Consider the following 17,912-nt stretch of genomic DNA (forward strand, 5'->3'; position numbering starts at 1 on the left):
TCAACGACCGTGACAGCGGTTTCTGCCGGGAGTTTCGGTGAAGGTGCCCCTACGCCAGTGCGGGCTGGTCCAGCGTCAGCGTCCCCTCGTCCGCGTCCAGTTCACCCGACACGCCGAACGGCACCGTCAGCGCGCCCTCGCAGTGCCCGAACCCGAACTCCTCGACCACCGGCACGCCGAGGCCTCCGAGCCGGTCCGCGAAGAGCGCCCGCAGCTCGTCGCGGGGCCCGCACGCCTCCCAGGAGCCCAGCGCGATCCCCGCCACGCCGTCCAGCCAGCCGGCGCGCAGGAGCTGGGTGAGGATGCGGTCGAGGCGGTACGTCTCCTCGCCGGTGTCCTCCAGGAGGAGCAGGCCGCCGCGCGCGGACGCCCGTGCCGTCGGCGTGCCGAGCCCGGCGGCGAGCAGCGACACACAGCCGCCGAGCGTGACGCCCCGGGCCCGGCCGCCGGTCAGCGCCGCCGCGTGCGGGGACCCCGCCGGGATCACCCGGGCCTCCTCGGGGGCGAAGAGCGTCGTGCGCAGGTGCTCCTGGGCCCGCGCGTTCTTGAGGAAGTCGGCCGCGGCGGTCATCGGCCCGTGCAGGGTGGCGATCCCCAGGCGCAGGGCGAAGGCCTCGTGCAGCGCGGTGACGTCGCTGTAGCCGAGGAACACCTTGGGGCCCGCGGCCCGCAGCGCCGCCCAGTCGACGAGGTCGGCCATGCGCTGGGCGCCGTACCCGCCCCGGGCGCAGAACACGGCGGACACGGACGGGTCGCACCAGGCCCGTTCCAGGTCACGGGCCCGGTCGGCGTCCGCCCCCGCGAGGTACCGGAACTCCGGGTGGACCTCGCGCACCTGGGGCATGACGACCGGGTCCAGGTCCCAGCCGCGCAGGATGTCCAGACCCACTTCGAGGCGGTCGCCGGGGACGGGGCCGCTCGGCGCGACGACGGCCACCCGCGCGCCGGGCGTGAGGCGCGCGGGTCGTACGAGGGGTCTCACTTGGCTATCTCCAGGATGGGCACGGGCGCGGCGAGGTCGATCCTGAACACCTGCGCGTACAGGGAGAGTTCGGCCTCCAGGGCGCGGACCATGGTGTCGGCGCGACGGAACCCGTGCCCCTCCCCCTCGAAGGCGATGTAGGCGTGCGGGATGCCGCGCCCCTCCATCCGGGCGAGGAAGCGCTCGGCCTGGGCGGGCGGGCACACCACGTCGTCGAGGCCCTGGAGCAGCAGGAACGGCGCGGAGACCCGCTCGGCGTGGCGCACCGGGGAGCGCTCCTCGTACCGCGCGGGAACCTCGTCGAGCGGTCCGACCAGCGACTCCAGGTACTGCGATTCGAAGTCGTGGGTCTCGCCCGAGGCGAAGGCGGCGAGGTCGAGCACGGGGTAGGTGATCGTCCCGCAGGCGTAGATGTCCGTACTGGTCAGTGAGACGGCCGTGGTCCAGCCGCCCGCGCTGCCGCCGCGGACCGCGAGGCGGGCGCGGTCGGCGGTGCCCTCGTCGGCGAGGGCGAGGGCGACGGCCGCGCAGTCCTCGACGTCGCCGATGCCCCACTGTTCGCGCAGCCGGTTGCGGTAGGCGCGCCCGTACCCCGTGGAGCCGCCGTAGTTGACCTCGGCGACGCCGATGCCGCGCGAGGTGAAGTAGGCGATGGCCAGGTCGAGCACGAGCGGGGCGCGGCCGGTGGGACCGCCGTGCGCCCACACCACGTAGGGCGGCAGTTCGTCGTCGGGCGCGATGTGCCCGGGGTGGTGGGGCGGGTAGATGTGCGCGTGGATCTCGCGTCCCGCCGGGCCGAAGAAGGTGCGGATCTGTGGTTCCGGGTAGTACGCGGGGTCCACCGGGTCGTCGTGGGCGGCGCCGACGACGCGGGCGCGGCCGGTGCAGGTGTCCAGTTCCACGACCTCGTACGCGCTGCGCGGGCTCGCCGCGACACCGACCACGCGGGAGCCGTGCGCGGCGACGGTCGCGGACCACTCGGTCCAGGGTCCGGCCGCGTCGACGACCTCGCCGGTCTCGGGGTCGAGTATGCCGAGCGCGGTGGCGCCCTTGCCGTGCACGACGGCGACGAGCCCGCTGTCCAGCGGCGCGAACCAGTTCAGGCCGGTCTGCCAGAGCGGTCCGGCGAACTCCTCCTCGCGCGGGCAGAGCGGTACGGCGCCGCTGGCGTCCGGGTCCGCCCGGTACAGGTTCCACCAGCCGGTGCGGTCGCTGGAGAAGAGCAGCCGCCCGTCGTGGGCCCATTCGACCTGGGCGACCGACTCGTCGAGGCCGCCCGCGAAGGCCCGCGCCGCGCCGAAGGTGCCGTCGTCGGCCACCTCGGCGAGCATCAGCTCCGTGCCGTCCCACGGCATGCGGGGGTGGTCCCAGGCGATCCAGGCGGCGCGGGCGCCGTCGGGCGACAGGCGCGGCCCGGTGACGAACCGGTGTCTGCCGTCGGACAGTTCGCGCACGGCCCGGCGGTCCCCGGCCGCCGACCCGTCGAGCGGCACCGCAGCGATGACGCGCCGCACATCGGTGGGCGCGGCCCCGGTGAACTCCTCAAGGACGCACCAGACTTCGCCCCGCTCCACGTGGATCACCGGCTCCGCCCAGCGCAGCCCGCCCCCCACGTCCGAGAGCGGTGTCAGGGGCCGCGGCGCGGCGCCGGGCGCGTCGGGCTCGTAGGCGTAGAGGCGCTGGTCGGCGAAGTCGACGAAGACCACGAGCGGGCCCTCGGGCCGCTCGGCGCCGGTCCACGGGCGGCCGCCGTACTCGATGACACGGCTGCGCACGTTCCACGGCGCGGGCAGCACCGTGCGCTCCTCGCCGTCGGGCAGCCGCCGCACCAGCGCGCGCCGGCCCGCCTCGGTGGGGCGCGGCTCGGTCCACCAGGTCTCGGCGCCGACGAAGCCCACGTACCCCGGGGCGCCGTCGTGGGTGGCGGCGAGCTCGGCGTCGATCGGCGACGGCCATGATCCGTACGCCCGGGTCTGCATCATGTCCTTCTCTTCCCCCATTGTTGCTAGGCCGTACGCAGAAAACGGTCGAGGACGCGGACGCCGAAGTGCAGCGCGTCGACGGGAACGCATTCGTCGACTCCGTGGAACAGCGCCTGGTAGTCGAAGCCCTCCGGTGTCCTCAGCGGCGAGAAGCCGTAGCCGGTGATGCCGAGCCGCGAGAACTGCTTGGCGTCCGTGCCGCCCGACATGCAGTACGGCACGACGTGGCCCTCCGGTGCGAACCCCTCGACGGCCGCCCGCATCCGGGCATACGTCGGCGAGTCGACCGGCGCCTGCAGCGCCACCTCGCGGTGGTGGAACTCCCAGTCGACGTCAGGGCCGGTGAGCCGGTCAAGCGTGCTGCGGAACTCTTCCTCGCCCCCGGGCAGAAAGCGGCCGTCGACATACGCCACTGCTTCACCTGGGATCACATTCACCTTGTAACCCGACTGCAGCATCGTCGGGTTGGCGCTGTTGCGGACCGTCGGCGCGACGAGGTCGGCCGTCGGGCCGAGCTTCTCCAGGAGGGCGTCCACGTCGAAGCCGGACGCCTCGGGGTCGGCCTCCAGGCCGTAGAGCGTGGCGAGTTCGACGAGTGAGGCGCGCACCGTCGGGGTGAGCCGCACCGGCCAGCGGTGCTCGCCGATGCGGGCGATGGCACCGGCCAGCCTGCTCACCGCGTTGGCGTGGTTGACCTTGGAGCCGTGGCCCGCCTTGCCGCGCGCGGTGAGCTTGAGCCAGCCGGTGCCGCGCTCCCCCGCCGCGATGGGGTAGATCCGGTTGCCCCGCCCGTCGTGGAAGGTGAACGCCCCCGACTCGCTGATGCCTTCCGTGCACCCCGCGAAGAGCCCGGCGTGCCGCTCGGTGAGGAAACCGGAGCCGTCGGCGGCGCTGGCCTCCTCGTCGGCGGTGAAGGCGATCACGAGGTCGCGCCTGGGCCGCACTCCGGCGCGTGCCCAGTTGCGCACGACCGACAGGATCATCGCGTCCATGTTCTTCATGTCGATCGCGCCACGGCCCCACACGATGCCGTCGCGGACCTCCCCGGAGAACGGGTCGACGCTCCAGTCGGCGGCCTCCGCGGGCACGACGTCCAGGTGGCCGTGGACGAGCAGCGCGTCGGCCGCCGGGTCCGTGCCCTCGATGCGGGCGACGACGTTCGTACGGCCCGGGGTGCGCTCCAGGAGCGTCGGCTCCAGGCCCGCCTCCGCGAGGCGTTCGGCGGCGTACTCGGCGGCGGGCCGCTCGCGGCAGTCGCCGCCGCCGCGGTTGGTGGTGTCGATGCGGATGAGCTCGGAGGTGAAGGTCACGACCTCGTCGAGCGCCCGCGCGTCGACGTGCCCGTCGTCCACCGCCCCTTCGTCCACCGCACCGTCGGGCCCCGCGCCCCGCTCCCGGCTCCTGGTCCCGCACTGGTCACCCATACTGTTCCTCCACGGCGGCAGAGGCGATCGTCGTAACCGCCTTGAAGGTACGGATCCCCTCGTACATGGTCTCGCTGTCATAGGCGACCTTGCGCTCCCCCGTACGGCGCACACCGGGCACGACGGTCGAGGCCATGGACAGGTGCTCGGCGTCGAACTCGACCTCCACGGTGAACGGGCCGCCCACCACCGGTTCGTGCCGCACGGCGAGCGCCGCGGCGTCCTTGGCCGCGGCGCGGATGTCGGCGGCCGTGCGGGCCGGGGTGCGGCAGACCGCGGCGTACCGCGAGACGTGGTCCTTGACGGCGACCTTCAGGGCGCCCGGCGCGTACCCGAGGGCGTCCTCGCAGGCGAGGTCGTCGCCGGTGACCAGAACCACGGGCACGCCGTACTCGGCGACGACGTGCGCGTTGAGCAGCCCCTCGCTGGCCCGTACGCCGTTGAGCCAGACTCCGGTGATCTGGTTGGCGAGGTAGGTGTGCGCGAGGACGCCCTCCATGCCGGCGCCCGCGTGGTAGCCGATGAACGCGATGCCGTCGACGTCGCCGTGCTGCACGCCCTCCACCATGGAGAGCGACTTGTGCCGGCCGGTGAGCATCTCGGTCCGCTCGTCCAGCTCCTCCAGGAGCAGATTGCGCATGGTCCAGTGCGCTTCGTTGACGAGGACCTCGTCGGCGCCGCCGTCGAAGAAGCCGAGCACGGCGGCGTTGACGTCCGAGGTGAACATCGCCCGGCACCGCTCCCACTGCGGGGTGCCGGGCAGCACGTCGGCCGGCCAGGTCACTCCCGTGGCGCCCTCCATGTCGGCGCTGATGAGGATCTTCATGCTGTGCCACGTTACGGGGAGAGGAGAAAACCAGCTACGACGAGCAGTGTCGACTCAGTCTCGATTGCCGATCGAAGCCTCTCGGCCTACGGCGCCTGGGCACGCAAACCTCTAGGCCATGTCTTCAATGTGGGTTCGCGGGATGATGGGTCCGTGAGTCGTCGTTATGAACTGACTGATGAAGAGTGGGGGTTGCTGTGCCCGCTTCTTCCGACCGGATCGTTCGGTCGTCCGCGCGCGGATGACCGAACGGTGCTGAACGGCATCGTGTGGAAGATCCGGGCCGGTGCCGCCTGGCGGGACGTGCCCGCCCGGTACGGGTCATGGCAGTCGCTCTGCACACGTTTCCGCAGGTGGGCACTGGATGGCACCTTCACACGGATGCTCACCGCGGTTCAGGCCGACCGGCAGGCAGGAGCAGACGTGGACTGGCTGGTCGCCGTCGACTCGACGCTCGTGCGGGCCCACCAGCATGCGACCGGCGCGAAAAAGGGGACCGGCCGGGGGACGAACCGGCAGATCACGCCCTCGGCCGATCCCGAGGAGGACTGACCACCAAGATCCACCTCGCCTGCGACGGCCGGGGGCGGCCCTTGGCATTCACCCTGACCGGCGGCAACCGCAACGACTGCACCCAATTCGAGCACGTGATGGCCCGCATCCGCGTTCGGGGCCCCGGCCCGGGCCGGCCCCGCACCTGCCCCGACCACGTCGTCGCCGACAAGGGCTACTCCTCCCGCTCGATCCGCGCCTATCTGCGCAGACGCGGCATCAAACACACCATCCCCGAGCGCATCGACCAGCTCAACGGACGCATCAGACGCGGTGAACGCCCCTGCGGCTTCGACAAGAACCACTACCGGCGCCGCAACGTCGTCGAGCGCTGCTTCAAACCACCTCAAGCACTACCGCGCCATCGCCACCCGCTACGACAAGACCGCCACCTCATACGAAGCCGTCATCACCCTCGCCGCCACACTGCTCTGGCTTCGACCACTTTGAAGACACGACCTAGTGCGCGTGGTGCCGACGACGGGCACCAGGGCAGCGTCGCTGCATGCACGCCAGTAGTGACCTCGATGGCGCGACAGAAACCGACGCCGCGCCGGCGACAGGCCTTGCACCATTATTCAACATTATTACGATTTGCGAATGTTATGAAGTCGGCGCCACATTAGGGGCAACCATGACTAACGGCACATCAGGATCGCCCGACGAGCCCCTTATGCCCGGTTTGCCTTGTCGATCTTTATATGGCGACTGCATACAGTCCTCGTCTGATTACCCATTAAGGGAATCTTCATCTTTGTGTATGAGACAGGTCAGGTATGTGGAGACGCGTGCGCTCGCGCGGAGTTGCAGGGACGTTGGCAGGGCTGGTGACCGGGGCGCTGCTGGCCGGTGTCGTACCGGCCGCACAGGCAGAGCCGGCTCCGCGAGCCGGAACGGCGCCAAAGGCCACAAGGGCGGCAGCATCTGACGGAGCGCCGACCGCAGAGGCTGCGCAGAGCGAGGCCAAACGCACTGGCGAGCCGGTCGAAGTGACCTCCCTGCGTGGTGAGGCCAGCGATGTATTTGCGACGGCTGACGGGAATCTGGAGGCCCGGGAGTATCTGCGTCCCGTGCGGGCTCGGGTTGGCGAGGGCTGGAAGCCTGTCGACACCGACCTTGTGAAGACCACGGACGGCGCGGTAGCACCGAAGGCCACAACGGTCGGCCTGGCGTTTTCTGGCGGCGGGGATGCGCCACTGGTGCGGATGACGAAGGCGGGCCGCGAGTTGGCTCTCTCCTGGCGAGGGAAGTTGCCCGAGCCCACGCTCGACAGGAACAAGGCCACGTATAAGGACGTGCTGCCGGACGTAGACCTGCGAATGGGGGCTCAGGAGGATGGCTTCACCCAGTTGCTGGTGGTCAAGTCGGCCAAGGCTGCTTCCAGTTCGGAGCTGGCCGAGCTGAGGCTGAAGCTTGCCGCTGACGGCATGGATGTCAAAGAGACCGCCGAGGGCGGCGTGGAGGCGGCCGACCAGGGCGCCAAGGGCACGGTGTTCGAGGCTCCTGCGCCGATGATGTGGGACTCCAGCACCGGTACCGACGGCACATCTGCTGGAGGTACCGCGCGACTGCGCCGTGCCGCACCCGAGAGGGCAGACGGCGACACATCGCCGAAGACGGAACAGGAGCGTGTCTCTACCGAGTCCGGAAAGCTCGCCCCAGTCGGCGTGGAGGTCCCAGACAGCGGCAAGGAATTGGTGCTCACCCCTGACCGGGATGTACTGAAGGGCAAGAACACGCAGTATCCGGTGTTCATCGACCCACAGTGGTACTCGCCGCGCGCTTCGGCTTGGACGATGGCCTCGAAGTACTGGGAGTCCTCGCCGCAGTGGAAGTTCAACGGCGAGAACAATGCGGGCATGGGGTACTGCAACTGGTACTACTGCAAGCCTCTTGACACCAAGCGGCTGTTCTACCGTATTCCGGTGTCGAAGTTCGCCGGCAAGTCGATCTTGTCGGCTGAGTTCGTGGTGAAGAACACCTGGTCGGCATCCTGCTCGGACCGCTCCGTGGAGTTGTGGCAGACCAAGGACATCTCCTCGTCCACGACGTGGAACTCGCAGAACGCCTCCGGATTCTGGAAGAAGAAGCTGTCGTCGAAGTCCTTCGCCTACGGATTTGACGGCTGTTCGGCCAAGGACGCCGAGTTCTCGGTCAAGTCGGCCGTGCAGGACGCGGCAGACGGCAAGACGTCGACGATGACGTTCGGCCTGCGAGCGGGCAGCGAGTCCGATGCGTACGCCTGGAAGCGGTTCTCGGACAAGGCGTTCCTGCGCGTGAAGTACAACCGCCCGCCGGCCCAGCTGAAGATGTCCCAGCTGACCATGACGTACGGCGGCGTGTGCAAGAGGCCTGACAAGGCTGCACGTGTGCGCTCGCTAGGGCCGATTCGCGCGAACAACGTGACTGACCCGGACAAGGACAAGGTGTCGGTCCAGTTCCAGGCCAAGTGGGACGCGGGTAACGGCAAGACTGGCACCTGGAAGCCCGACCGCACGTCTGCCAAGTCGTCCGGCTCCGACTTCTCTATCGGCCTGCCCAAGTCGATACCGGAAAACAAGCAGGTCAACTGGTATGCACGGGTCTATGACGGCGCGCAGTACTCGCCGTGGTCGTACGCGGGAGACCCGACGGGCTGCTATTTCGTGTACGACACCAAGGTTCCGCGGGCACCGACGGTGAGCTCGGGCGAGTATCCGGCCTCCGATCCGGAGAATCCGGACGACCCGTGGTACGACGGGGTGGGCAAGTACGGGTCGTTCGAGCTGAAGGCTGCCGAGAAGGACGTGACGACCTACCGGTACGGCATCAACACTGACCCCAGTTCGAAGAACAACATCACAACGGCTGGTGGCGACGCGAAGACAGCGTCGGTGCTTCCCGGTAAGCCGGGGCTGAACTTCATCACGGCCCAGTCCTTCGATGCCGCGGGGAACGGCAGTGAGATCCGCACCTATCAGTTCCGGGTCAAGGCAGGACAGCCCGACCGCGCGTCCTGGCAGTTGGACGAGCCCAAGGGGGCCACGGAGGCCAAGGGATCGACGCCGCCGCGCACCGTGCAGATGCATGGTGGCGTCGCGCCGGGTGCATCCGGTGTGCGCGGTTCGGCGGTCTCTTTCAACGGCAGCGACGGTTACGCCGCAACCGACGTCCCGGTCGTCGACACCAGCCGTGGCTTCGCGATCTCGGCCTGGGCGAAGCTGTCGAAGATGCCCGACGGCGCCGCGGTGATCGCCACCCAGCCGGGCAATCACAGCCCTGGGTTCGAGCTGTACTACACAAAGACGTACGACCGGTGGGCGTTCAACCAGTACAAGTCCGACACCAAGGACGCGGGAATCGCACGGGTCATGGCGGACAAGCCCGGTGGCGTGAACACGGACAAGTGGACCCATCTGGTGGGCTCCTACGACTCGGTGCGTGACGTCTTGGAGCTGTACGTCAATGGCAAGCTCGTCGGCGAGACTCCGTACGCCGATCCGTGGGAGGCCCGCCGGGGCCTCCAGCTGGGGGCGGGCTCCTACAACGGAGCACCAGCGGCCTTCTTCCCGGGTGCGATCGACGAGGTGCAGCTCTTCGACAAGCCGCTCGCGCAGGACGAGGTCGACAAGCTGCGCGCACACGAGAGCGCAGGTGACCCCGGCCGTCCTGCGGTAGCAGCCTTCGACCTGGACGAAGAAGCCGACGCCAGGGAAATCACCGGACACGGAGGTGTCCTCCCCGCCACGTACCAGGGCGGTGTCACCACCGGTATGCGGGGTGTGTCCGGCAAGGCGGCCAAGTTCGACGGCAACGACGGTTACGCCCGGATCGGCCGGAGCAGCGGGCCGCATGTGAACACCTCACGCAGCTTCACCGTCTCGGCTTGGGCCAAGCTCAGCAAGAAGCCGGACGGAGCCGCGATCATCGCCGCCCAGGCAGGCAAGAAGGCTCCCGGTTTCGAGCTGTACTTCTCCTCCGCCTACAACCGGTGGGCGGTCAACCAGTACTCCTCCGATGCCGCCGACGCCAAGCCCATCCGAGCCACGCAGCGCGAAGAGGACACGGCGCACGTCGGTGAGTGGGCGCACCTGGTGGGCGTCCACGACACCGTCGCCAAGACCCTGACCCTGTACGTCAACGGAGCCGAGGCCGGCACGACCAAACTGGCCGGGGCATTCTACGCCGACCAGTCCATGTACATCGGAGCCGGTTCCTACGAAGGGCAGGTCAAGAACCACTTCCCCGGAACCATCGATGACGTGCGGCTGCTGGACCGGCCGGTTTCGGCGGAGGAAGTGCGGCAGATGTTCAAGCAGCGCCCGCTGGTCAGGGGCCGCTGGAACTTCGAGACCGTCAGTGGCACGAGCCCGGCAACCACACCGGACTCCTCCGACGAAGAACAGCCGATGAATCTCCACGGCGGCGCCAAGGCCGGTGAAGGCATGGTCGACGATCGCGGTCTGGAGCTGAACGGCACCAACGGGTACGCGGCCACCAGCGGCGTGCCGGTGGGCACCAGCACCAGCTACACCGTGACCGCCTGGGCCAAGGCAGCCGCGCTGCCCAAGCGCGAGGTCGCCCTCGTCAGTGCCGAAGGCAACCAGCAGAGCGCCTTCACCGTGCGGTTCGTGCCCGACAAGAAGGACCCCGAGGGGCTGGGGCGGTGGGAGCTGGCCATCCCGGACAAGGACGGTTCCAACGCCTCGGTCGAGAGCATCGCCAACACCGAGTTCACCGACGCGCGGGAGTGGAATCACCTGGCGGTCGCCTATGACGGGTTCTCAAAGCAGGCGAGCCTGTACGTGAATGGGGCGCTGCAGGAAGTCGCGTGCGGCGACGGCGAGGCAGACGAACCCCGCTGCCAGGACCTGGTCTCCTGGTCGCAGGACACGCTGGCCTTCAAGGCGACCAAGTCCCTCCAGGTCGGCCGCACCAAAAACGACGGCGCATGGGGCGAGTACTTCCCGGGAGCCGTCGACGACGTGTGGATCTTCCAGGGTGCCCTGTCCGACGCGCAGATCGAGCGACTGGCCAGCCGCTGGACCGACATCCCAACTGAGGTCCCCACGGACAGCTGAGCTGACCGCTCGCGCGGTGGGGCCCCGCATGCGGGGTCCCACCGCCCGCACGCCATTTCCGTATCCAGTCACAGTCACCGACACTGCCCCCATCCGGCGGGCAGTCAGGCCTGCCGCTCTACGGGCGGCATACAAGGGATCTGATTCACGCAATGAACGGCCGCATATCCAGACCACGTCGTGGCTACAAGAGGCTACGGCGAAGAGTGGCAGTGGCGGTGTCCGCCGTGATGGTGGGCACGCTGCTGCAAGCAGCCACCACTTCGACCGCGACCGCTGACAGCGGCGGACGGCCCGGACTTCCCTCTGCGGAGAGGCCCGTCAAGGGCCGCGACGGCGCCAAGATGGAGCCGCGCACGTCGGACCACGGGCCGGCGACGCCTTCGCGGAAGCCGAAGGCCACCTGGCCGCGCCCCGGCTCCGCCGTGGTGACCGTGCCGAATGCCCCACCGAGGGCCGCTGGTACACCGAAGCAGGTCAAGGACCTGCCCTTGTCCGTCGGTGCTCCGAAGGATGCTGCTGCCCGCTCCGCACGCCGTAGCGCCGCGAAGCCCGATTCCGCCGCGCACAGGGGCGTCGAGGCCCGCGTGTTGAGCCGGAAGGCCGCCGAACGAGCAGGAGTGAAGGGCCTGCTGTTCACCCTCGAATCCGGTCAGCGCAAGGCCGACAAGGCTGTCAGGGTCCAGGCGAAGGTCGACTACTCCGGCTTCGCGGAGGCCTTCGGCGGTGACTACGCCTCCCGCCTCACCCTGGTCGAGCTGCCCAGCTGCGCCCTCGAAGTCCCCTCGAAGGACAAGTGCCGTACCGCCAAGCCGGTCCGCACGGTCAACGACACCGAGAAGCAGACCCTGACCGCGAACGCGGTCACCCTGCGCGCCTTCGGTCCGACCGTGCTGGCAGCGGTCGCTGAGGAAGGGGGGAAGAACAGCGACTACAAGGCGACCTCGCTGTCTCCGTCGGCGAAGTGGGACACGGATCTGCGCACCGGGGACTTCTCCTGGTCGTACGACATGCCGGTACCGGAGGTACCGGGTGAGCTGAAGCCTCATGTGGGCCTGTCGTACTCCTCGGGCTCGCTGGACGGACGCACTGGCAACACGAACAACCAGGGCTCCTGGGTCGGTGACGGCTTCGATCTGTGGCCCGGCTACATCGAGCGCCGCTACAAGGGGTGCGCCGACGACGGGCAGAAGAACTCCGAGGGCAACAAGCCCGGCGACCAGTGCTGGGACTACGACAACGCGTTCATCACGTTCAACGGCAAGGGCGGAGAACTCGTGCCGGCCGGGGACGAGTTCAAGTTCCAGCAGGACGACGGCAGCCGCATCAAGAAGCTCACGTCCACCAGCCGCGACAACGGGGACAACGACGGCGAGTACTGGCGTCTGACCGATCCCCAAGGCGTGCGCTACTACTTCGGCTACCACCGTCTTCCGGGCTGGAAGGACGGCAAGGCCACCACCAACTCCACCTGGACGGTGCCGGTCTTCGGCAACAACAGCGGTGAGCCCTGCCACAAGGACTCGTTCGCCGATTCCTGGTGCCAGCAGGCATGGCGCTGGAACCTCGACTACGTCGTCGACCCGCGCGGCAACGCCATCGCGTACTACTACGACCAGGAGAAGAACTCCTACGGCCGCAACCTCAAGGCCGAAGACGACACCCCCTACACGCGCGGCGGCTCGCTGGAGCGCATTGAGTACGGCCTGAAGTCCTCCTCCATGTACGGCGGCAAGCCGTTGGCCAAGGTTGACTTCACCACGGCGGAGCGGTGCATCGTCGACAGCAAGACGGACTGCAAGGACATCGAGAAGGACGCCTTCTACTGGTACGACACGCCGTGGGACCTGAACTGCAAGGCAGGCAGCAAGTGCGACAAGGGCCGCCTGGCCCCGTCCTTCTTCACCCGTAAGCGCCTGACGGGCGTGACCACCCAGGTCCTCAAGGGTGACACGTACAGCAAGGTCGACTCCTGGAAGCTGCGCCATCGCTGGGGCAAGGCGGACGTCGACTACCAGCTGCTGCTCGGTTCCGTCGAGCGCACCGGCCACACCGCCGAGCCCGCGGTGACGCTGCCGCGCACCAGCTTCTCCTATACCCAGCTCGAAAACCGCCTGGACAAGACAGGCGACGGGTACGCCCCGTTCATCAAGGACCGCCTGTCCACGATCGCTGACGAATCCGGTGGCCAGGTCGACGTCAACTACTCGGCCCCGGCGTGCAAGTGGGACGCACTGCCCACCCCCCAGTCCAACACCACACGCTGCTTCCCCCAGTACATCGGCGGAGACTCTGAGGACGACGCCGAGAAGCAGTGGTTCAACAAGTACGTGGTTACCTCCACGACCACTACCGACCGCACCGGCGGCGCACCCGATGCCGTCACGACGTACGACTACCTGAGCGACGCGGCCTGGCACTACGACGATGACGACGGTCTGACGAAGAAGAAGTTCAAGACCTGGTCCCAGTGGCGCGGCTACGGTCACGTCCGCGTGAAGACCGGCGGCCAAGGCGGCGGCGACACGCTGAAGTCCCAGCAGGATTCCTACTTCCTGCGCGGTATGGACGGCGACCGCAAGGCTCCCTCCGGCGGCACAAGATCCGTCGACGTTGCACTCGGCGACGACGAGGGCGACCCGATCACCGATCACGAGTCCGCTGAAGGCGTTGAGTACAAGACCGTCGCCTACTCCGGCCCGGGCGGCAAGGTGCTGTCCAAGACGGTCAGCCGTCCCTGGCACCATCAGACGGCGAAGAAGGTGCGTGACTGGGGCACGGTGACCGCCAACTTCACCGGTATCTCCCACAGCAAGACCTGGACCTCGCTGGACGACGGTGCGGGCAAGGACTGGCGGACCACGTCCGTGTCGACGGATTACGACACCGTCGCGGGACGCCCCGTGCAGGTCGACGACCGCGGTGACAGCGCCACGGCGTCCGACAACCAGTGCACCCGCACCACATACGCCACCAATAGCGACAAGAACATCCTGATGCTGCCGTCGCGCGTGGAGACGGTCGCAGACGCGTGCGCTGACACACCGGACCGTGCCAAGGCCGTGGTCTCCGACGTGCGCACCGCCTACGACGGCGGTACCTATGGTGACGCCCCCACCAAGGGCGACGCCACGGCGACCGCCACGCTGAAGAAGCACGACGGTTCCAAGGCCACCTACCTGGAGTCCGGCGCGACCTTCGACGACTACGGCCGCCAGCTGACCACCACTGACCTCACGGCCGACGTCACGGTCACCGGCAGTGGGGACCCGGTCCGCAGCCTGCGCAAGGACGGGCGTACCACTACCACGGCGTACACCCCCGCCTCTGGCTTCCCGGCCAAGATGACGGAGACGACGCCTCCGGCAAAGGCAGCCGACCCCGACTCGGCAATGACCGCCGTCACCGAACTGGAGCCGCTGCGTGGCCAGCAGGCGGCCAAGGTGGACACCAACGGCAAGCGAACCCAGTTGACCTACGACGCGCTCGGCCGCTCGGCCAAGGTGTGGCTGCCCGACCGCCGCGCCAGCCAGACCCCGAGCTACGAGTTCTCGTACTTCGTCGACGAAGGCAAGCCTGTCGCGGTCCGCACCCAGACCCTGAACAACAACGGCGGCCAGATCCCCTCCTACACGCTGTACGACGGGTTCCTGCGTCAGCGTCAGACTCAGGCGGTCGGCCCGGACGGCGGCCGCATCCTCACCGACACCTTCTACGACGCACGCGGCCTGGCCACCAAGACATTCGCCCCCTACTACACCGAGGGCAACCCGAACCGCGACCTGTTCCAGCCGGACAACGCGCTGAGCGTCGAGTCCCAGACCCGCACCGCCTACGACGGCCTGGGCCGCCCGGTCCAGGAGCAGCAGATCGCCGGCAACGGTGATGGCGGCAAGGTCCTGAGCACCAGCAAGACCCTCTACGGCGGCGACCGCACTACGGTCCTACCTCCTGAGGGGGACACGGCTACCACGACTCTCCATGACGCCCGCGGCCTCACCACGGAGCTGCGCCATCTGCACAAGCGCAGTGCCAGCGCGGACTTCGACACCACGAAGTACACGTACACCCCGCGCGGCGAACTGGCGAAGGTGACGGATCCGGCCGGTAACACCTGGTCATACGGATATGACCAACTGGGCCGTCAGACAAGTGCTGATGACCCGGACAAGGGCAGGACGACCACCACGTACGACGACCGCGGCCAAGTCACCACGACCGAGGACGCCCGCGCGACCGTCCTGGCCCACGTCTATGACAACCTCGGCCGCAAGACCGAGCTCCGTGAGGGCAGCCCCACCGGCGAGCTGCGCGCGAAGTGGGTCTACGACACCATCCACGGGGCCAAGGGCCAGCTGACCGAGTCCACGCGCTACGTGGACGGGGCAGCGTACACGTCCAAGGTCACCATGCTCGACTCCCTCTACCGGCCGATGAAGACCGCCATGGTGATCCCGGAGAAGGAGGGTGCCCTGGCCGGCACCTACCAGACCGGCACCCAGTATCTGACCTCCGGTCTCGTCGGAGGCGTGAGCTACTCCAAGGCGGGATCCCTGCCCGGTGGCAGCTACAACACCACCTACGACAAGGAGACCATGCGTCCCCAGTCTGTCCTGGGTGACGGTTTCAAGGCCGACACCAGCTACTCGCTGACGGGCAAGCCTCTCCAGTACACGCTGGGTGCCACCGACGGAAAGAAGACCTGGGCCACCAACACCTACGAGTGGGGCACCCAGCGCCTGGCCACCTCCCGCGTCGACCGCGAGGACCAGCCGGGCGTCGACCAGCACGACACTTACCGCTACGACGAGGCGGGCAACGTCCTGTCCGTCTCGGATGTGTCCCGCACCGGCACCGACACCCAGTGCTTCAACTACGACTACCTGCGCCGCCTGACCGAGGCGTGGACCCAGGGCGACAAGACCTGCACCGACGCCCCGGCCGGTGACAAGATCGGCGGCCCGGCCCCGTACTGGCACTCCTACACCTACGACAAGGCAGGTAACCGCCTCACCGAAGCCCTCCACGACACCAGCGGCGCGACCGGCGAGAACGACAAGGCCGTCAAGCGCACCTACGAGTACCCCAAGCCGGGCGCCCCACAGCCGCACACCTTGACCTCGGTCACCACTCAGGAGCCCGGCGGAACCGCGGCCAAGGACTCTTACGGCTACGACGCGACCGGCAACACCACCACCCGCACCCTGCGCGGTGACACCCAGAAGCTGAGCTGGGACGCCGAAGGCCACCTGGCCAAGGTCACGGAACCGGGCGCCAGTGGGAACGGCAAGGCCAAGACCAAGACCACCGAGTACCTCTACGACACCGACGGCAACCGCCTGATCGCCCGCACTCCGATGGAGACCACCCTCTACCTCGGCCACACCGAAATCACCCTCCCCAAGGGCGCCTCGAAGGCCAAGGCCACCCGCTACACCCCCCTGGGCGGCGGCCACGAAGCCGTCACCGCGGACGACGGCACGGTCACGTTCACCACCGCCGACCACCAGGGAACGGGCCAGCTCTCCATCGCTGCAGCGGACTTGAAGTCGACCCGGCGTCGCACGCTGCCCTTCGGCGGACCGCGCGGCGAAAAGCCCACATCCTGGCCCGGTACGAAGACCTTTGTCGGCGGCACCGACGACACAGCCTCCACAGGCCTGATCCACCTCGGTGCCCGCGAATACGACCCCGCCACAGGCCGCTTCATCTCTGTCGACCCCGTCATGGACCTGACGGACCCCCAGCAGATGAACGGCTACGCCTACGGCAACAACAGCCCTCTGGTGTATGCCGATCCATCGGGCAAGTTCTCGATCTCCGGCATCTTCGGTGGTATCGGTAAGGCAATCAATAAGCTGGCCAACAGAGCTGTCTCCTACCTCCGCTCGGATAGTAATGCCAGCAGCAGCTTCGGCGGCGGAGGCGGCAGGAACATCGGCGGCGGCTACTGGGGCGGTGGCGGGTCGACGAGCAACGCCCTGTACACCGGCGGTGGAAGCGGCCGGATGGTCCAGACAGGAGCTTCCCTCCCCTTCAATCCGTTCAAGTTCCTGGACCGTGGCAACCCCGCCTCTAAGGAGTTCCTCGGTAATGCGCTGGACACGGGCAAGGATCTGTTCACTCCCGACTTCAACTCGTGGAAAACCTGCGGGTCACACCCCGGGGTCACCGTCGAATGCGCCGAGACGGGAATGGATCTCCTCCCGTGGGGCAAGATCCTCAAACCATTCGAGAAAATAGCCAAGAGCCTCAAGAAGGCGGAAAAGGGAGAGGAAGCAACAGGCAAGGCAGGGAAGGGCACGCCTTCCGGCTGCAAGTGCTTCCTGGCCGGTACCGACGTCCTCATGGCCGACGGCTCGACCAAGAAGATCGAGGATGTCGAACTCGGCGACAAGGTTCTGGCCACTGACCCGGAAACCGGCGAGACCAGCGAACGTGAAGTCACTGCGGCCATCGTCACGGACGACGACAAGCAGTTCACCGAACTCACCATCGCCACGCCTGATGGCCCCGAAAAGCTGACCGCCACCTACGAGCATCCCTTCTGGTCGGTCGACCAGAAGGCCTGGGTCAAGGCTGGAGACCTCAAGCCCGGCACGACCCTACGCACGGACGACGACCGCACTGTCGCCGTGACCGCCACCCGTCAGTACCTGGACCACCAGCGCACCTATAACCTCACCATCGAGGGCCTGCACACGTACTATGTGCTGGCGGGGGCTACGCCGGTACTGGTGCATAACTCGAATGGCTTGTGCGGAACCGCGGCTCTGGATAATGGAGACTGGCAGCACATCGTTGACCGTCACCGACCCGGAGGTGGACTGGTGGACGACGCGGCTGGAATCTTTACCGGCAAGGCGAAGCATGTTCGCCAACGAATAGCCGACACAATCAATCGCGGAACACCTAAGCCAAATACTCCGGATCCTGTTACAGGTGCATCGCGCCCTGGCCAGATCTACGAGTGGGATTTCGGAACCCCTGTCGGGAGGGCTGGTTCGGCAAATGGCGGCGGCGAGCTAACTGGCGTCCGCGTAATCGTTAACGACGGAAAAGTCGTAACGGCGTTTCCGTACTAGG

At 67.9% G+C, this 17,912-nt stretch carries 6 protein-coding genes and 1 pseudogene; 3 read left to right on the top strand and 4 right to left on the bottom strand.

Annotated elements, in window-relative coordinates; genetic code table 11:
* Positions 1-49 precede the first annotated feature (49 nt).
* From ACZ69I_RS25985 to ACZ69I_RS26000, 4 genes are read right to left on the bottom strand one after another with little or no spacing between them, the layout of a single operon-like run.
* A complete protein-coding gene (locus tag ACZ69I_RS25985) occupies positions 50-982 on the bottom strand; it encodes a S66 peptidase family protein (protein WP_470834946.1) in 933 nt (310 codons plus the stop codon).
* Entirely contained in the window at positions 979-2,961 is a 1,983-nt protein-coding gene (locus ACZ69I_RS25990) for a S9 family peptidase (protein ID WP_467673907.1), read from the bottom strand. Before ACZ69I_RS25990 ends, ACZ69I_RS25985 begins: the two co-directional genes overlap by 4 nt.
* A gap of 26 nt (positions 2,962-2,987) precedes the next feature.
* Entirely contained in the window at positions 2,988-4,388 is a 1,401-nt protein-coding gene (locus ACZ69I_RS25995) for a M20/M25/M40 family metallo-hydrolase (protein WP_470834947.1), read from the bottom strand.
* Entirely contained in the window at positions 4,381-5,214 is an 834-nt protein-coding gene (locus ACZ69I_RS26000) for a M55 family metallopeptidase (protein WP_470834948.1), read from the bottom strand. Before ACZ69I_RS26000 ends, ACZ69I_RS25995 begins: the two co-directional genes overlap by 8 nt.
* A 153-nt stretch (positions 5,215-5,367) precedes the next feature.
* Between ACZ69I_RS26000 and ACZ69I_RS26005 the strand changes: the two are divergent.
* The 3 genes and pseudogenes from ACZ69I_RS26005 to ACZ69I_RS26015 all read left to right on the top strand — a co-directional run bounded on the left by ACZ69I_RS26005 (position 5,368) and on the right by ACZ69I_RS26015 (position 17,911).
* Positions 5,368-6,216: pseudogene (locus ACZ69I_RS26005) on the top strand (IS5 family transposase).
* Positions 6,217-6,542: 326 nt separating this feature from the next.
* Positions 6,543-10,826 carry a LamG-like jellyroll fold domain-containing protein gene (locus ACZ69I_RS26010; protein ID WP_470834950.1) on the top strand — a complete coding sequence of 1,428 codons (4,284 nt, stop codon included), beginning with the start codon at positions 6,543-6,545 and terminating at the stop codon, positions 10,824-10,826.
* A gap of 230 nt (positions 10,827-11,056) precedes the next feature.
* Positions 11,057-17,911 carry a polymorphic toxin-type HINT domain-containing protein gene (locus ACZ69I_RS26015; protein WP_470835092.1) on the top strand — a complete coding sequence of 2,285 codons (6,855 nt, stop codon included), beginning with the start codon at positions 11,057-11,059 and terminating at the stop codon, positions 17,909-17,911.
* Position 17,912: the final 1 nt, after the last annotated feature.

Source organism: Streptomyces sp. NPDC036815 (genome assembly GCF_055609205.1).